Source organism: Methylobacter sp. (assembly GCF_004322395.1).
GTDB lineage: Bacteria > Pseudomonadota > Gammaproteobacteria > Methylococcales > Methylomonadaceae > Methylobacter_A.
Window position 1 is genome coordinate 6,993 of record NZ_SCTW01000155.1, and the last position, 18,519, is coordinate 25,511.

The window sequence follows — 18,519 nt, forward strand, 5'->3', positions numbered from 1 at the left end:
TCACTTGATTTTCACTACCAAGCCCGTCAACTCTGCTAGGCTTTGCTCCTTGGGCTGGTCGGTCAATAACTCCGCAACCCAATCGTCTTTTTTCAGCTTACCTAGGTTCGGTACTTGGCCTGTCCAATCGATTTGGTCGGTCGTCAAGCTGCTGTGCCGGTTAATGGGGATCGTACCTTGCCGGTCGTCATGCTGTTGACTGTCATCGTTATGGGCAGACTGCACGATGATCGTAGCGCCCCGGTGCTCGTCGTAGCCTTGGTAGCCTTTGTGCTCACTATGTTCGAAACCATGATGCCAACCGTGATCATGATGGTCTTCGTCGTGGTCTTTTTTAGGCAGTACGGTCAAGGTGATGCTGGCGGTAGTACTGAGCTGGCCGTCGGAAACCGTGTAAGTGAAGGTCTCGGTGCCCGAGAATTCGCGCTTCGGCGTGTAAGTGTAAGTGCCGTCGGCGTTTTTGCTCAGTTTGCCGTGCTTGGGTTGGGTGAAACTCAAGCTCAGTACGTCGCCATCGACATCGCCGATCAGACCGGCGAAGTCGATGATGACGCTGCCGCCTTCGTTCAGCGTGTAGCTGGCGCTGTTGGCGACCGGAGCATCATTGACCGGCAACACAGTGACCTGGAGGGAAGCTTCGACGGTCGCCTGGGACCGGTTGGCTTGCTCGGTGGCGGTGGCGATGACTCTCAGGGCGAATTGGCCGTTAAAATCTTGGGGCGGCAGGATCGCGAGCCTACCCCAATTCCAGCCGGTCACATCGGTCATGTCGCTACCCAGGCTGGCGGTGAAACGGTTGACGCCGTCGGTCAAGGTGGCACCGACCGGAATCGCGCCGATGGCCAAGGTCAAGGTTTCGGAACCGTCGGTGTCCTGTAACAGGGCGCCGATCGCGGACAATGGTATCGCGCCGTCCTCGAAGCCGGTGTTGGCCTGAAGGGTTTCGTTCAAGGCGATGTTGTCGATCATCATGCCGCCGTGGGCTTGGCCGGAATCGGCTTCGCTGACGATGCGGATGGTCTGCGGGCCGCCGCTGCCGATGAAGCTAAAGCTGCGAGTTTGCCAGTTCAGCGCGCTGCTTGGGCTGATGCTGTCGTCCATGCCGATCTTGACGCCGTCGACATAAATGCCGATCCGGGTCGTGTCGGCGCTGTAGCCCGGATGGCCGGCCAGGTCGAGGCTCAGGGTGTAGATCGCGCCGGCGATCGTGTCGATGCGACGTTCGATGCCCCGTGTTTCATGGCCTTCGCCGTTGGTGTTGCCAAGTTCCAGCCAGTTACCGCTGCCGCTGGCCGCGTAAACGGTCCGGCGTTGACCTTGGGCATCCTTGAGGCTGTCGCCGTGGCTCCACACGATGAAGCGGCTGTTGCCGTTGTCGTGCCGGTCGTGTCCGTCCTGTTCGTGACAGTCATCATGATCTTTATGATGATCGTGCTCTGGCCGGGCGACTACTGTCCAACCTTCCAGTTCGCGTTGTTCGATATGAGCCGCCTCGTGGCTACGGTTCCTGATGCTGTCCCAATCGGTGCGGAAGCGTTCTAGGCTGGCGCCGGGTACGTCGCTCAGCACTAAGGTAGGCGCGTCGGCGACGGCGTTGACGATCAGACGGACGGTGGCGATGCCGGAGTCGAGGCCTGTCCTGAGCGGAGTCGAAGGATCGCCGTCGTTCAGTTGGTAGCTGAAGCTATCTTCGCCGCTCCAGTTTGCCAGCGGCGTATAGCTGACGGTGTTGTCAGCGTTGACTACCAACAGGCCGTGCAACGGTTGGCTGACGATCACCAGGTTCAGCGCGGTGCTGTCGATGTCGACATCGTTGGCCATAATGGCGAGCTGAATGCTGCGGTCTTCATCCAGCGTCGCGCTGTCGTCCAAGGCGACCGGGGCGTCGTTGACGGCAGTGAGGGTCAGGCGCACGATGGCCGGGCCGGAATCCAGCCGGCCGTCGCTGACTGAATAGCTGAAGCTATCCTCGCCGTTGTAGTCGTCTACCGGCAGGTAGGTATAACTGCCGTCGTCGTTCTTGATCAATTGACCGTGTTGAGGCTCGCCTACCGTCACGGTTAGCGGGTCACCGTCAACATCGCTGGCGCTACCTTGCAAGTTCAACGTGATGCGGCCGTCTTCGAGCAGGGTCGCGGCAATCGGGCTAACTACAGGGGCGTCGTTGACCGGCACGATGGTCAACAGCACAGTAGCGACGGCGGAATCCAGTCCTGTCCTGAGCGGAGTCGAAGGGTCGCCGTCGTTGACTTTATAGGTAAAGCTGTCGGTGCCGTTGTAGTTGGCGTCCGGGATATAGGTGAAACTGCCATCGGCGGCGACGCTGACTTGGCCGTGCTGGGGACCAGCGACTACGCTGGCCTGTAACGCGGTACTGTCGATGTCGGCGGCCGCGGCCAGCAAGCTGCCGGTCAGCGCAGTGTCTTCATCGGTGCTCAGGCTTTGGTCGCCTGCGGTCGGCGCATCGTTAACCGGCGTAACGGTCAAGGTCACGGTAGCCAGGTTGGAATCGACCCGGCCGTCGCTCAGTTTGTAGGTGAAAGTATCCTCGCCGTACCAATCGGATGCCGGGGTGAAGCTGAAGCTGCCATCGGCGTTGACGGAGACCTGGCCGTGGGCCGGGCCGTCGACGATGACCGGCACAAAACCCGGTTGGAGAGAGTTGAGGTCGTTGCCCAGCGCGTCGATGACGGTTGGGGTGTCTTCGGCAAGCGTGACGTTGTCATCGGCAGTTTGCGGCACGCCCAGACGCAGGTCGCGCACGGTGATGCGGCTGTTGCTCGCCTCGCTGCCCTGGCCGAAGCCGATCAGGTCGAAAGACAGGTTGACCGCAGTGCCGGCGGCAATGCCGCCAAGATCAGCAAGATAAGTCCGGCTGCCGTCGGCGTTGTCGATCCGGGTGATGCCGGAGGCTTTGTGTTCCTCGCCGTTGGTCTGAAGGTTCAGGAAGGCGTCGTTGCGACTCAAGCCGGTCGCGCCGAACAGCGACACGCCGGTGTTGGCGTCGAGCAAGGCCACCTCAAACGCGTCGTCGGGGCCGTCGGCCTGGTCGCCCAGTGCAGCAGAGATCGTGAACGACAGGAAGCGGTCGTGTTCGCCGAGCATAAAGGCTTGGTTCAGGCGGGTTTGGCTGCCAGAAACTTCGCTGAATACCGCCTCGCCTCCCGTCTGTCCTGAGCCTATCAAAGGATTGACAACGACGTTGCCGGTGGTTTCCCAGCCATCGGCGCTTTCCAGTTTGCCGTTGACCAGGGCCGGATTGGCGGCGATGTCGTATTGCACTGGCGCGTTGGCGGATAGGCGGCTGCCCCTATTAGTATTCCGGCGCGTCAGGCCAAGGAAGGAGATGCCGAAACCGGCACCCAGCGGCAAGGTCGGGATCGGCGATGGCGCGGTGCCGTTGTCGGCCAGCGCCGCGCTATCCGATCCGGCCAAGTTTTGCTTGGCTTCGGCCACCAGTTGCGCCATCAGCGCCAACTCGTCGGACGACGGCAACCGCCGCATACCGGGAGTTAACGTGGTGCCCATGAAGTCATGGGCATCGGCACTGTGCGCCAAGCCTAAGGCATGACCGTATTCGTGCAACAGCACCGACAGCATGTCCATTTTGCCAGCCGCCGCGCTACCCTCCTTGGCGACCCATTCGTTAGGGTTACTGGTCGGCAGGAAGTCTTCGTTCAGGTACGGGGTGTAGTCGATGTACCAGCCGTGACCGGCGGCGTCGGTGTCGAGGGTTATAGTGGCGGCTGCGCCCTCGCCTTTTGCTTCGCCGACGGCGGCGCCAGTAAGATTGGCGAAAGTTACCGCAGGAGTGAGATAATCATAAACTGTAAAAGCGGTGGGTAGACTGAGAGAATAGGTACCATCAGTGATGTTGGCTATTGGGCTGTCTAGGGTAGTTATATTCGGCATTCCGTCGGAGAAATTGGATATTTGCCATATCGTCTTTGGACAATATTTTTTGTAACCATTTTTAATATCACTCCTAGTTAATTCAGTCGTTACTACTTTTAGGTAATAAACTACCTTTACTTTGTAATCACCCATTTTTACTAAAAACACTACTTTGTCGGGACCTACATAGCCGCTATCAGGCTTATAACCATAAACATCATCGGAAATAAATCGATCCAAAACTGGTTCTAAATCAAAGTTACCCGTGTCCCTATTCTGTAGCTTTATAGTGCCATGCTTGGGTAGTTCTAATAGCTGAATTTCAGCCGTTTCTACTACTTTAGCCCAAGCATCATAATCAGTTTCCATGGCTAGCGGAGAATGCTTATAACTAAATGCGGCACCTGCTTCAGTAATAGTTGAAAGATAATAAAACCCATAATGCGTTAGGTTATTTCTATCCAATCCTAAACTATTTTTCCCATCAAATTGGTTATGTATATTGCTAGAAGCCGGCAAACAAACACCTACTGTGCCGTACAACTGGTCTGGGTTGTTTTTTGCATTTGAGGTCGCTACCAGCACTGTAGCTGCTTGTGTAGGTAATGTATCCACATAGTTGGTATCTACTAGCAACATGTCAATCTCTCCTGTTTGAATATCAAAATCACTCAGCAAATCGTTTAAACTCTGATTTGTGGAGAGTTCATTCTCCGTCATATTAGTTTCAGCCGCCAATAAATGACGCGGTTCTATTGGCTGTAGTATGCGGCTGTTTAATGCGATGCCGAATTTTGTGTTGTATCCATCTTTATTCGTAGCCTGAACTCCTACTATTTTAAGTAGGTCGCCCATGTTGCCATAGGCGTTTTGATCCTTTATAGACATAAGTATGTTGTTCCAATCGTTAGTCCTCTCCCTTTTTTCTTGATTGTATTCTGAATTAGGATCATTCTGCTGCGCAGGCTTCCCAGCCCCTCTGATCGTTATGTATGTCTTTTGAAAATCTGCATCGACAGGGTTATTTACATCCATCCTGTTATTTAAATGATGACTGTTCCAGTACAAAGCGCTAGTTCTAGCCGCCACGTTTTTGTCATTTGAAACATCTAAATAATTTGTTTCAAGATCATAGGTACCTGCACCATAGGCAGCATTTAGGTTAACAGTCGCTGTGCGGTAATTATCTCTCCAAGTAAGCTGTATAAGCCCTCTACCCTTATAGTTTGCGCCATCTTGGATGCTTGTATTTCCATTAGTTGAAATGCCTTTATTTATCCTGTCAGTATAATAATCAAACCCAGCTTGAGCATCACTTAAGTATTCAGTAGTTGACCTTAGCCCAAATGACTCTGCATTTATATTCGCCATAAAAGCAGCAATACGGTTTGTCGTATTAAGGCCAAACTTTTTCATGGCATCATTAAGTGGCTGCACCCAATCGGATACAAAACCTCTTGAATAACCTATTATTGCCGCTAAAGAGTCCGCTGTTAATTGTGAACCTAAGCTACCCTGTTTAGAACCTAACCCTCCTAACAGTAAGTTTTCATTATCAATTAATCCACCAGTTTGACCATTCCCAAAAAGTGCTTGTTGAATCTTTGCTGCATTGGCATTTACAATCATGGCAAGCTGATTATTTTCATCAAGCGAACCATTATTCGAAACACTATCATTCATCGTTGCTGCATAAACTGCTAAAAAGTCTTTTAGGGCTTGGTCTTGCAGATTTGATTCAGCATTACCAGATGAAGATGCTCCTGAAGCTGGTGCTCGGTTGGTGTATTGCAATAGATCAGCCAATTGCTGCGCAACACCAGAATCCCACTTACCATTGCTTAGGCTTGAAAGTATCCCTTTTTGTTCTAGCACATATTTAAGCTTTTGCAACGGCGTAGCACCTGTGGCATTGCTTGCCGTAACACTTAGCAAATCCACACTATTAATATCAGATAAGCCCAATAGCCACTCGTTACCATCTATCCCGCTTTGATTGCCAGTTTCTCCGCCAGAAATATAGTTTGGATTGATGCCAAGCTCTAGCATCACCCCTAACTTACCGCTACCAGCGAATTGCAACGGTTGTGTCCTGCCTTGTGTTTGAGCAGTTTTAGCCGACAAAGCCATTAGGTCAAACACCCAACTCGTGCCAAACACATGCCCGTTAGTAGAAAGATCGCCAGTTTGTTGATTGATCCAGGCGGTCACTCCTAATTTAGCATTTGTTGCTGCATAAGTGCTGCCTGTATTTGCAAAAAACTGTATCCAATGTGGTGCGTTGTAAGCGTTAAGCCAATTTTGCGTAAGTGCAGTTTGCGTTCTTGCAGCAATATCGCTACCACTATCCAGATGTTCAATAATGCCATCTATGCCGTAGTTATCCGTTTCACTACTTAGGCCTGCCGCTAGCCATGCCTGTTGTTTAGCTTTTCCAATTGCAATATCTAACCCATTAGTTGCTGCCATCTTGATAACTTTAGCCCTGAAATCATCCAGTTGTTGTACTGATCCCCCTGTTCTAGTTCCCGTCTCAGTTATCACAGGCGACAACGCTTCAAAACTACCAGGCACCTCTTCAAAAACAGGTATACCACTACTTGATAATGTAATTCTGTACTGAACCTTAACCTGTATTGAACTAACATTAATAGTAATTCCATACTTAGTAGCTGAAGCTGAACCCGTAGCTGTTCCTTCGCCAATTTTTGAAGTGTAGCGCACCACTGTCTCAAACAGATTGAGCGCCTGTTGCTCATTATTATCAAACTTACCATCAACCTTTATCTCTTGAACAGGCTTGCCAGTGGTAGCATCAACGGAAGCATACCCTAGATATTTAAGCCTTTGCTCAACGCGAGCTACGTCGAGTAAATCCGCGCTTGCCGTATCAATTCCCCCTTTCAGCAAAAATTGCGAATAACCAGGATTGTCCAACGGCCTGTCACCAACAAAGGCATTGGCGGTAGAGGCATAATCTTTAGCGGTGACAAATACGATACCCTTACTGTCTTGCGGCTGGGTTGATACAGCAGAATTTGGATTGGATTCATCTTTGAAGTGAAAAATAAGTTGGGCAAACTTATCGGCCAGGGTTTGCCCCGCGCGTAGTTTTTCTATATCAGAAGGTATCCCCGAGTTTTTCTCATCTGTGATATTAGGTATAAAAAATAATATGCCTGTCTCTTTAAAGTTGGCATCTATGGTACTTTGAACATTGCTCGCATCTGCCGATTGGCGAGAAATAATAGTTGAACTGGCTGATGAAGAATTTCCATTTGTAACCAGCAATTTTAGTGCAGGACTTTCTCCAGGAGCTTTTCCTGCAAAGTATTCCAACTGTTGTGGATCTAAGGAAAAGTCTGACAGTTCCAGCATTCTAGCAGTAAGGAATCCTTTATCCAGTAAACTCAGCTTAGCCAAAGGCGTTTTAACGACAGTTTCACTAAATATTCCTTCACTCAATAACAATTGTCTGGCGGCCTGTTCTTTCAAATCGATACCGATCACATCGCCCATATTGCCTTCCGCGTTAGCAAATATCCATTCAGGATTAAACGCGGTGCCTAGCGTTCCTTTAAATTCACTGCCGGGGCTGGCGATGCTTTGTTCGGCGTTGGGGGTGGCGCTCAGGCTGATGTGTTTACGCAGACGATCCTGGGCCGGCTGGGCCAAGGCGGCGGTTATCAGGGCTTTGACGTCCCAGGCGTGGCTTTGGCTGGGCTTTTGCGTTAACGATTCGGCGCTGAGAATATTGCCGCTGTAGCTGCCTTTCAGTTGTCCGATCAGCACGGCGCCGTCTTCGGACAGGCTGAGGTTGACGATGCCGTAACCGTCCAACGGCAAGGTGGCGCCCAGGTATTCGGGGCTGCCTTGTTTGCCGAACGGGTCTTTGACGATGCCGAGTTTGCCGCCGACGGCGACTTTTTTCGCGGAGGCCGAGCCTCCTACGGCCAGCGGCGGGCCGGACGGGGTGAAGATAAAGGTAGGCGCTTCATACATGGCTTTCCAGTACGGGTCGAAGAAGTGATAGTTGTCGTCGGAAACTATCGCGTACTCGACGCCGTCTTGTTCGACCAGTACGGCGCTTTGCGCGCGCTGGATGTCGAGGCGGTCGATGAAAATTTTGTCGCTCGGTTGCGACAGGGGGATGGCTTCCAGTTTGGCGCCGGTTATTATACCGTCGGCGTCGCGGCTTAGGGTTAGTGTGGACAGGCCGCGGTTGTAATCGGACACGTTGGCGACCAGGTAGCGGTTTTCGTCGCGGGTGGCGGTGATCACTTGCGGCGTTTTTCCGCTACGGCTGTCATTGGGCGGATCGACCTTGATGATGGTTTTGATGACGCCGGTGTTGAAGTTGAAGGTGTTGAAATCCAGCACCAGGATATCGCCCGGTTCGGCGTTAGGATTGATGCTGAAGCTGTTAGCCGCTTTCGGCACGGCAACGACCAGGGTTTGGCCGTCGGGACCTACGGTCATGCCTGCGACGCCGAGTTTGCTCTGCTCTATGCCGGTGCCTTGGATCGATCTAAAGGTGTTGTAGGTTGAGCTGCCGGGATTGGTGTCCATGGCATAGAGCTGGTTGTTGCCGGAGCCGTTGCCGTAGCTTTGGCCTTCGCCGACGATCAACAGGCTGCCCACGGAGGCGAGGCTGACGATGTTTTTGCCGCCGGGTATGGCGAGGGTGTCGATCAGCTTGAAGGTTAACAGGTCGATTTCGTAAACGACACCTTTGCCGGCGACGTAGGCGCGGCTGAGGTCGGTCGAGAACGCGATAGGCTGGACTTTGTTGCCGGCAAGATAAGCGCCGTCAAAGCCTAGCGGTTGTCCGGTGCCGATTTTATTGACCAGGTTGACTTGGCCTACGGTTTTGTTCTGCCGGTAGAATTCGACGCCGGTGCGGGTCAAGGTCGCCGCCATGTCAGCTTTAGGCGTCAGGCGCAGGGTGTTGCCGGCAAATTCGATCGGGGCATCGCCGGTCACGTAGCCCGGGATGACGCGCACCAGTTGCCAGCCGACGCTGCCGACGGCGAAGGCTTTGCCGTCTTGGTCTTTTAGGTTGGCGGTGTCGACTGTGATTGTGCCGACGGTTCCGTTATCCAAGGTCTGCACGTCGCGATAAGAGCCGTCGGCAAACAAGGCGCGCAGTTTGAGCGTGCCGGTTAGTTGACCGGGGTCGGCGTTGGCGACGGTCAGGGTGAAGACGCCGGCATCGCTGACATTAGCGCCGGAGAGATTGGGCACGACGATGGTGCCCCATGGCGTAACCGCCGGCGGCAGTTGGGCGCTGGTGTTAATGACCGGCGGCTGATTTGCCGTTGGGATGTCGATGTCGGCGAACTGGGGCACGCCAAAATGGTAGCTGCCTGCTGAACAGTTCGATGACATGGTGGCAACGATGCCAATCATTTCAGCGGTGGTTATAAATCCTCGCAAGCCACCGTTAAAGCTTATGCTGAGACCAAGAGGCCCACCAAAGGTAATAAAATCGCCTACGCCCGTGATGAGTTCGAACGGGTTAGCGATGACGCCGGGCAGTTTTTTATAAACCCTGTATTCACCGGATTCGACCGCGCCGGGATACGGCGGGCTGGCGGTTTTGGCGACGGCATTGCCATTCGCGTCAATGCCGATAAAGCCGTTGTCGACGACCCACCAAGTATCTTGGTAGATAAGGTTATCGGCGGTGCTGCCTGGAGCAATGACTTGGCCTTTACGCAGGAACCAGACTTCATCGCCCGCTTGCACATCCACGCTGTTTTGCAGCGGAATCGACAATTGCAGCGGATAGGCGCTGGCTGTGTTGCCGATGTCCAGCGTGAACGCCCCGACCGCTTCGAGCCCGCCGGCTTGGGCGGCAAAAGGGGCGGTCGCAGGATCGACGGCAGCCAAGTCGATACGACTGATCGAGACCGGGGTGTCCTGTTTCAGCGCATCTTTTCCGATCAATACGGTCTCCCCGGTTTCGGCGCTAATGGCAGCTCCTTGTTGGGCGTTGACGGTGATGCTTTGCGGGGTGGCGCTGGCCGGGTCGTTATCGGTCAGCTGCGCGACTTGCACGGACAGTTGGATGTCGCTTTGGCCGATAACCTGTTCGCTGACGGTGCCATAGGCATCAACTACGCTGCCTAAATGAACAATGGAAACAGTGACGTTGCCGGCGCGTAAGGCGGTGATGAGTCCGTTATCGCTGACGGTGGCGATGCTGTCATCGGAAACGATATAGCGGGTGCCGCTGAACACGGCGGGAACGGCGGCATAGACGTAGGTGGTGATTTCACCGGTATCCGGATCTTCATAGGTTTCTGTGGTTTCCGGAGTACCGGCAAAAGCGGTTTGACTCGCCTCGTGTACGTCGGTATTGAGCCCGGTGTTGGGATCTATGACGTGGACTTTCAGTTGGCGGGTCGTTCCGGGCACCAAGGTGAGTGAGTTGGGGTACACGTCGGGCGTTAGCGTCAACGGTACAGTGGCATCGATGGATTTGCCGGTTTGCGGATCAAGCTGCGCCGGCTGCGCGACGTTAATAGCCGCGACGGTACGGATCGTATAAGTTTGCAGTTGCTCATCCGTTGCGGTGCGGCTTAGGCCGATCAGGCTTGCACCTGCGGCTTTGGCGCTAACCAGGTCGCGGGCATCGTCGACAGTGATCGCAATCGCCCCGACTTTGCCCAGTGGGCTAAGATCCAGGGTATTAAGAGTTAGGTAGTCGCCGGAACCGGTGGTTAAATCAACGTTTTGTTCGTCGGCAAAATCACCGACAACATGTATGCGCACGCTTTGGCCGGTTTGCATGGCGATCAGCTCGGCCAGGTTGGTGATGCGGATTGCGGTCAGTGCCGCACCGCTGACGTTCATGTTCAACTCAATCGGCTCGCCTGCGGCATAGCCGTCATCGGCTTGCAGGGTAATCGTGGCCTGGCCTGCGTAACCCGCTTCCGGGGTAAAGATCAGGCTGTTGCCGTCCTGGCTGAGTTTTGCGCTGCCGTGGGTGGTGTTGAGCACGCGCAGGAACAGGCTGTCGCCCTCGTTATCTTGGGCAATGGCGCTAACGCTGATTTTTGTGGCAAGGTCGGTGTGGGTTTTACCTTGCGCTACGTCGGCAACGGCGGTCGGAGCCAGGTTGGCTTTAAAGCCGATGTTGGCGTACAGCAGTTGGCGGTCGACGGCGTTGACTTGACCATCGCTGTTGAGATCGCCTGCGGGGTTGTTGTTTTGTGCTTGTTGCCAAGCGGCGCTATCTGCACCATCGACTAAACCGTCGCGGTTCAGGTCGCCCGCGACACTGATGCGCACGTTGGCTGCGTCCGTGCCGGTCAAGCGGATCAATTTGGCGCCCGCTTCGGTCACGCGCACCAGCAGGGTGTTCTTACCATTGATGGTGGCATTGCCGATCAGCGTGGCGCCGGTGACTTCGACGGTTGCGCCTTCCGGCAATTCGGTTTCCAGCGCATAAATGATGGCGCCTTGACCGCCGGGCGTGTGCACGGTGGAAGCCAGTTCGGATGCGCGGACATTGAACGCCAATGTGGTGTTACCGGCTAGTTCGCCGGTCCACTGATTGGCGCTGCTGTCGCCCAGCCAGTTAACCGCTGCGCCAAGCTTGGCGGTGATGGTATCGGTCAGCAGATTGCCTTGCTCGTCGTAGGCAATCGGCGTGCCCAAATCGTTACCGTTGAGGTTGCGTACCAGTTCCAAACGGCCTTGGGCATCGTAACGATAGACGGTGCTGATAATTTCGCCTTGGGCATCGGGGCCGGTAACGCGGCTGATGCGGCCTTGGCTGTCGCGCTGGATGTCCACGCGCTGGCTGCTGTCGCCGTTGACGGCGGCGATACCGGCATCGGACACCAGCCATTGCGCGCCGTCGCTGAAGGTGACTTGGGCGATTTTGCCCTGTGCATCCAGTTCGTAGCGGCTACCGTCGGGCGCAATCAGGGTGTATGAGCTCGGCACCCACGGCAAACCTGTTGTTTGGTCGTAGAGATGGCTGCCTTGGCGCATCAGATTTTCTGCGGCATTGGCGACCCCGCTGGTATGCGCTTGCAGTTGCCAGCCTTGGGAGTCGGTAAACTCGGGATGAAAGACTTGCGGCGCACCGGGGTCTTGTCCCAGCCGTTCGCTACGGGTGTTCAGCGTAAAGCTCAGGCTGAGCATATTGACATCGGCATCCGACAGGTTTTCCGGGATTTGCAGCCAGACACGCGCGCCTTCTTGCCATGCAGCGGTGGCGCCGCTTGCGGTGGTAGCAGGCTGGTCGGTAGTCAGTCCGGTATCGAGCAGAGCTATCTGCCAGTTGCCAAAATCGCCGGTCTGTTGATTATTGGCTGTGGTGTCCAGGCTGCGGTTAAAGGCCAAGGCGTGGCCGGCAAGCAGATAGTTGTTGTCGGTGACCGTTAGCCTGCCCACGTCTTTTTGCGCGGTGTCGATGATCAGCCGGGCTTCAATTTCGGTGGTGCGGCCGGTCAGGTCCCACGCTGAAAGGCGCAGTTGGTAAACGCCGTTGGCGAACCGGGCCGGATCTATGTTGATCAGGTCGAGCTGTTGATCGATGTCAATGGCGGCCTCGGCATGCTCGGCAAGCGTTTGCCAGGCATCGCTGCCGGCCGGGGCGATTTGCAGTTTGTAGCCCATCAATTGCTGATCGGCCAGGCCCGCTGTCAAGACAGTCATTTGGTTGATTTCGACCGGCCATGTGGCGACGGTGGCACCGCTCAGTTGTCCCGTCCAGGCCAACAGCGGCGCTGTGGTATCGGCTGGGTTCTTGATGCGGACGGTGTGGGTTTGGCTGCTGGCAAAGCCGTCGCGATCGGTGGCGGTGACCCGCAGTTCAATCAAACCCGGCTGGGTAGGCACAAACTTCATGCGCCCCGCGTTGTCCAGCGCGACCGGTTGCCAGGTGTCGCCCAAGCCGCTGCCGCGCACTTCGGCGACGATGCCGGCAATACCGCTCCAGGCATCGGCCCTGACGCTGGCGATGACGGTTTGACCGGGCAAGGCCGGTGTGCTCGGCGTTGTGGAAACAGTGATTTTGGGTTGGTTGGCCGAGGCATCGGCCACGACGCGCAGAGTAAAAGTTCTGGACACGGTGTTTTTGCCGTCGGAGGCTTGGGCGGTCACGGTAAAGTCGCCGATCTGCCCGGGGCCGGGCACCCAATTGAGGCGGCGCGTTTCTGCATCGTAACTGGCGCCTTCCGGCAAGTTGGCAAAGCTGATCGCCAACGCGGCGGTTTGCTCGGCACCGTCAGGGTCGGTTGCGGTGATGCCATTGCTGTTGACAGCCGCGCCCAGTTCAACCGGCAGGCTTAAGGCCTGCCCGATAACAGCCGCATGGTTGGTGACGGTCAGTTGCGGCAACCGGTTGCTGTCGAATACCCGCACTTGCACGGTTTGCGTGGTTGTAGCGCTGCCGTCGGTGGCCCGGAAGGTAAAGCTGTACGGATGGCTGGTTTCGGTCGCGTTATTGACGATGCTTTGATCAGGCGTCCATTCGAAATAGCCGGTGGCGCTGTCGAAGGCTACGCCGGACGGCGTGTTGCTGTCGTAAACCAGGCTCATGTTGACGGCGTCGCTGTCGGCATCGACGGCGCGCATCGTGAAATTAACGGTCTGGCCTTCGTTGACAAGTTGCAACGGCATCGGCAACAGACGAGGCGTTTGGTTGACGTTGGCAACAGCCACTTCAAAGCTGCGCTCGAACTGTGCCGCGCCGTCGCTGCCTCGGACGGTAAAACGCCACTGGCCGGCTGTGCCGGTGTTGCTGTCTTGCGCTGCAAACAGGTCCGGCGTCCAATGCAGTACGGCAAGATTGCCGTTAACTACGTCCAGCGTCATGCCGCGCGGCAGGCCGGTCGCGGCCCAGTCGATCAGGTCGGCATCGGTATCGCGGCCGAACAGTTCTATGGTCAGCGGCACGCCTTCGGAGGCGTTGAGTTGAATCGGGGCGCTTGCACCGGTATCGGTAATTTGCGAACCGTTGACTTGTACGCCCAATACTTCAGGCGCGGCATTGGCGGCGCGCACAACGACGCGCAAGGTGTGCTTGCTGACGTTGGGCACCGGGTTGTCAGGTTGCACATAGCCTGCATTTTCAGGCGCAAGGCCGCTGTCGGTGACCACCAGTTCAATATCGCGGGAGCCGATGTCATCGGCGCTTGGTGTCCAGGCTAGGGTGGCGTGGCCGTACTGGATGGCTTCTTGTATTTCGGCGCCCACGGGGAGGCCGTTGGCAGTCCAGGTCAGGGCATCCTGATCCATGTCGTTCGCCAACAACGCCACGCTCAACGGCTGGCCGACAATCGCAACGACTTGGCGCGGCGCGGTAATGACCGGCGCTTCGGTTTCGCTACGCACGGTCAGCACAAAGCTCTTGGCTTGGGTCAGCACTTGGTTGATATTGCCGTCACCGTTATCCTGAGCAACTACAGTAATCGTGTAGTCGCCGCGGTCATTGGCGCCCGGCGCAAAGCGGATCAGGCCGGAAGCTGTCCCATCACTGGACGGATTTTGGCTGTAGGTGGCGAATCTGGGTAAGCCCAACAGGCTGACCTGGACGGGATTGCCGTCTGCATCAACTGCCGAAACCGGAATTTCAAGCACGCTACCTTTATCGACGAACGCATTGCTGATGTCGCCGATGTCCGGAGCGCGGTTGGCGTTGCCGACGACAATCGGCAGCACCAACTGGCTGACGGCGGGCACACCGGAAGCCTGCCCTGAGCTTGTCGAAGGGTCGCCGTCATCGGTTGCCGTTACGGTGATGCTGTAAGTGCCTGCTTGGCTGAAACCCGGCTTCCATAGAATCTCCAAAGTTTCGGGGTCAAAGGTCGCGCCTTCCGGCAAGCCCGCTACCTGATAGCTGACCGTTGCCGCAGTGGTTTCAGGGCCGGTCGCCGTAGCGCCGGGCTGAAAACGGATACGCGGTTCGAAATCCGGGTTATCGGGATCATAAGCGAAGACGCTGATTTGCAGCGGCTGGCCTTCAAGGATATTCCAAGTTTCGGCCGCATCGAATACCGGCGCGCCGTTGGCGTTCAGCACGTTTAAGGCTATGTCCTTAGTGACTGATGTGATAACCGGATCGCTGCCGGGCGTATGCCAGACTGCGGTCAAGGTGACCGGGATACGGAAGGTGCCATGCTGGTTATAATCGGGCGTCCATTCAAGCCAGCCGGTCTCGGTGTTCAGTTTGGCCCCGCCGGGCAGCCACGGCGCGCTGTAGGTCAGCGTCACTGTGGTTCCGTCAGCCAGCGCTTCGCTGCCGGCGACATGACCGGCCAATTGCAGGGCGTACCTATCCCCTTCCCTCAGCGTTTGCAGGACAACCGGCGCTAAAACAGGCTTAGCAAAACCTTGCTCTACGGTCAGGTTGAACTGGCGGCTGACAATGGTTTTGCCGTCGCTGGCGACCACGGTGATGTTTTGATAGACGCCGGCTTGATCGTAACCCGGCGTCCAGCTCAATATCCCGCTGGCGGCGTCGAACACTGCGCCCGCAGGCAAATTGCGGACAATCAGGGTCAGCGCATCGCCATCTGCATCGGCGGCGACGATCGGCAGGCTGAGCGATTCGCCCTCTTTCAGGGTAATATTGTTGATAGCATCAACTACAGGCGCATTGTTGCCACCGATGACGGGCAGTTGGAACAGACGCGTGGCGACACCGCCTCGACTGTCCTGCACGCGCACGACAATCTCGTTGTTGGCCGCATCCAGTGCCGAAGGCGTCCAATTCAGTGTCGCCACTGAATGATAACCGTCATCCGCCGGCAGGATTTCAGCCGGCGGCGTCAACGTGACTCCCGCAGGCGCTTGCACCAACTCCCAGTAAAATAATGTGCCGTCCGGGTCGATGGCTTCGATCTGCCCGGTCCATGCCTGGCCTGCCGTCGCAGCATTTAAGGTATCGGCATCCATGATGCCGGCTACGCTTAATGATGGAGGCAGGTTAGACTGGGGCACGGCGTACACGCCATGGCCCAGATTGAATTTAACCAGGTCCGCCATGCCGGCGCGGGTAGCAAAAATGCTCGCCGGAATAACGCTGATCGTTTGGCCGGTGATCGTCGCGCCTACGGCAAATTTTCCGCCGCTTGCCGCTAAGGCAGAGCTGAGATCAATGGTCCACAAATCCGATTGGTCGCCGCCGCCAATGCTGGCGCTGTCGATCGCATCGCCGAAATAACGGCCCGGATCAAGCAGTAAAGTCAGCGGGCCTTTAAGGTCATCCGTACCGATGTTGGTCAGACTGACATCGTAGCTGACTGCGCCGGTCGCACGGTCGGCGCGGGTGTTGCTGAACTCAAGCCGCACCTGGCTGGTCATGTCGAACAATGCCGTGAAGGTGCTGACATAGCCTTGTTCCAGACGGATTTCGGCGCTGTTTTGCAGAGTGCTGCTGATGTTGAGTTGGTACTGGCCCGCTTCGAGTCCTTGCACATCAATCCAGGCGGTTTTGGTCGCGGCATCCCAGCGGATGTTTTGCGGCGTGATCACGGCTCCGGCATTGGCGCCCAATACGGTTAAGGTAAAGTTGGCCGGATTGAGTACGTTGGCAAGATCCGCCGTTTCCATTCCGGGTCCGCCGGTCCACATATCCTGATCGAAGACGACGCCGATCTGCGCCATCGGCAACGGCACCAACGCGCCATCGGGCACGGTGATGGCTTTGATAACCGGCGCTTTGCGCGGCGCTATCACATCGATATGCCCGGTTTGGGCAATCAGGATACGGCCGTCGGCTGTGGTAACAATGCTTTCGCCGCGCGTACCGCCGTCGGCCAGTTGCAGGACACGCTTGTCGGCAAGCTCGATCATCCAAACCGACGCTTTATGCGACACGTTTGCCAAGCTATTGATCACCGGGCGTTGTTGCAGGTTGCTGGAAGCGATCAACAAGCCTTCCAACGGCGAACCGTTCGCGCCGAACGCGATGCTGTCGATCACGCCGGACAAGCGGTATTCCAGCTCCGGGCGGCCTACCGTGCGGCCGCTCATTGGAAAGCTGATGATGTCGGTGGTGGGGTTGGCTTGGGCTGAGGTCACTTCGCTACCGGTCCAAGTTACGGCCCATAGACGGCCATCCGGGCCAAACGCCAAGTCGCTGACCCGCTGGTTGCTGAAATGCTTCCAGGCTTTGGCCGCATCGGTTTCGCCGGGACGGAAAATTTCTATGCCGTTTCCTGACGAAACATAGATGTCGCCGGTCGTTGGCTGGATAGCCAGCGAATGCGTTAATGGGTCCTGCCCCGGGCCATGCAGGCGTTTCAAGACAACGCCGCTGTTCGCGTCGACTTGCAGCAACTCGGCACCGGTCATTACCCACAATTGCCCGAGCGAATCGACGGCCATATCGGCGACAGGCGAATCCAGCGTAAATAATGGCGTAGTGCTGCGGCCGCCGTCTTTGCCGTAACGGAACACTTCATTGCGCAGGCTTCCGGCGCTCGCAAGAATGCTGTGATCGGGCAATTCGACCATCGCCAAGGCGCCGATGTCGGCCGCGCTGGTTTGGTAGCCGTCGGCAAAGCCGCGCAAGGTGAACGGCGCCAATACGGAGCGTAAATCCGATTTCTGCACGGTCGCAACCTGTCCCGGAAGCTGGCTGCTGGCTTGCTGGAACAGTGCATTGGTTGCATAACTGCGGTCTGCGGCGGCCAGCGGGAACTCGGCGGTTTGGGTCAAGTTTTGATTCACGCCCAGCGAATCAAGCACTTCCTGGCGGCTGCCGTCATCGGGCAGCACGGCATTGACGATAGAGGCTGTCTCGCGATTGCCCGATTTATCGGTGGCGACGGCCAGGAACTCATAACTCTTACCACTCTCCCCGGTAAAGATGGCCTGGGTTTTCGAAGGATCGGCTTGGCGCAGCCAGATTTTGAAATCGCCGCCATTCTCGGCCACGTATACGGTAACCGATTTCACGCCGCTATCGTCGTCCGTTGCAGTCCAACGGACATCGTAGCTGGGCGCGCCCTGCGCGTCGTTACCTTGGGAAGTTACGGCCAACACGGTGCTGGGCGCTTTGGCATCCAAGGTCACCAAGCTTTTGGCGCTATCGATTGGCGGCGCGGCATCGACAAAAATACGCGCCGAAGCAATGATTTCCGCTTTTGACGGCGCCGACTCGGAAGCGCGCACGGTATAGCTGACAAAGCCTTTCTTCAGTTGCTCGGCATTGGCCGCACCAGCATCGGCTGCTGGAAGCAGCAAGCCGTGCGTCGTATCCTGCAAGACTTCGCCGGTATCGGGATCGATGGCTTGCAACAGCCAAGTGGCAATTCGGGTTGACGCATCAATACCGGCACTGACACGCAGGATAAAGCCTTTGCTGCCGGTAAAATCGAAATCGCCCTGGAAATTGGTCCGGTCTGCCGGCAGGTGAATGTTGATGTCGCCGATTTTCAGGTCGCCAAGACGTAGCGAACGGATGTCGAGGTCGGCATCGATTTCGCTGACCAAGCGCAACTGTCCGACGCCAGCCTCGGTTGGGTTGGTGAACGACACGGTATAAGGCAGCGCTACATCGGCCGGTACGTAGCTGTTGCCATCATTTCCGGTAACTGCCTGAGGGCCGCGGACACTGACTAAAGCATTGGCGTCAGCGTTCTGCTGAGCCGTTTGTTG

Annotated in this window: 1 protein-coding gene (cut by a window edge); it reads right to left on the minus strand. The window is 56.2% G+C overall.

Translation table 11 applies throughout. The annotated features are described in order from the left end of the window. Positions 1–18,519, minus strand: the 3' portion of a protein-coding gene (locus EPO18_RS20115; RefSeq protein ID WP_292436620.1) for an Ig-like domain-containing protein. Its footprint extends 10,284 nt past the window's final position; 18,519 of the gene's 28,803 nt are visible here — the last part of the coding sequence; its start codon lies beyond the right edge, outside the window — the gene reads right to left on this strand; the stop codon is at positions 1–3.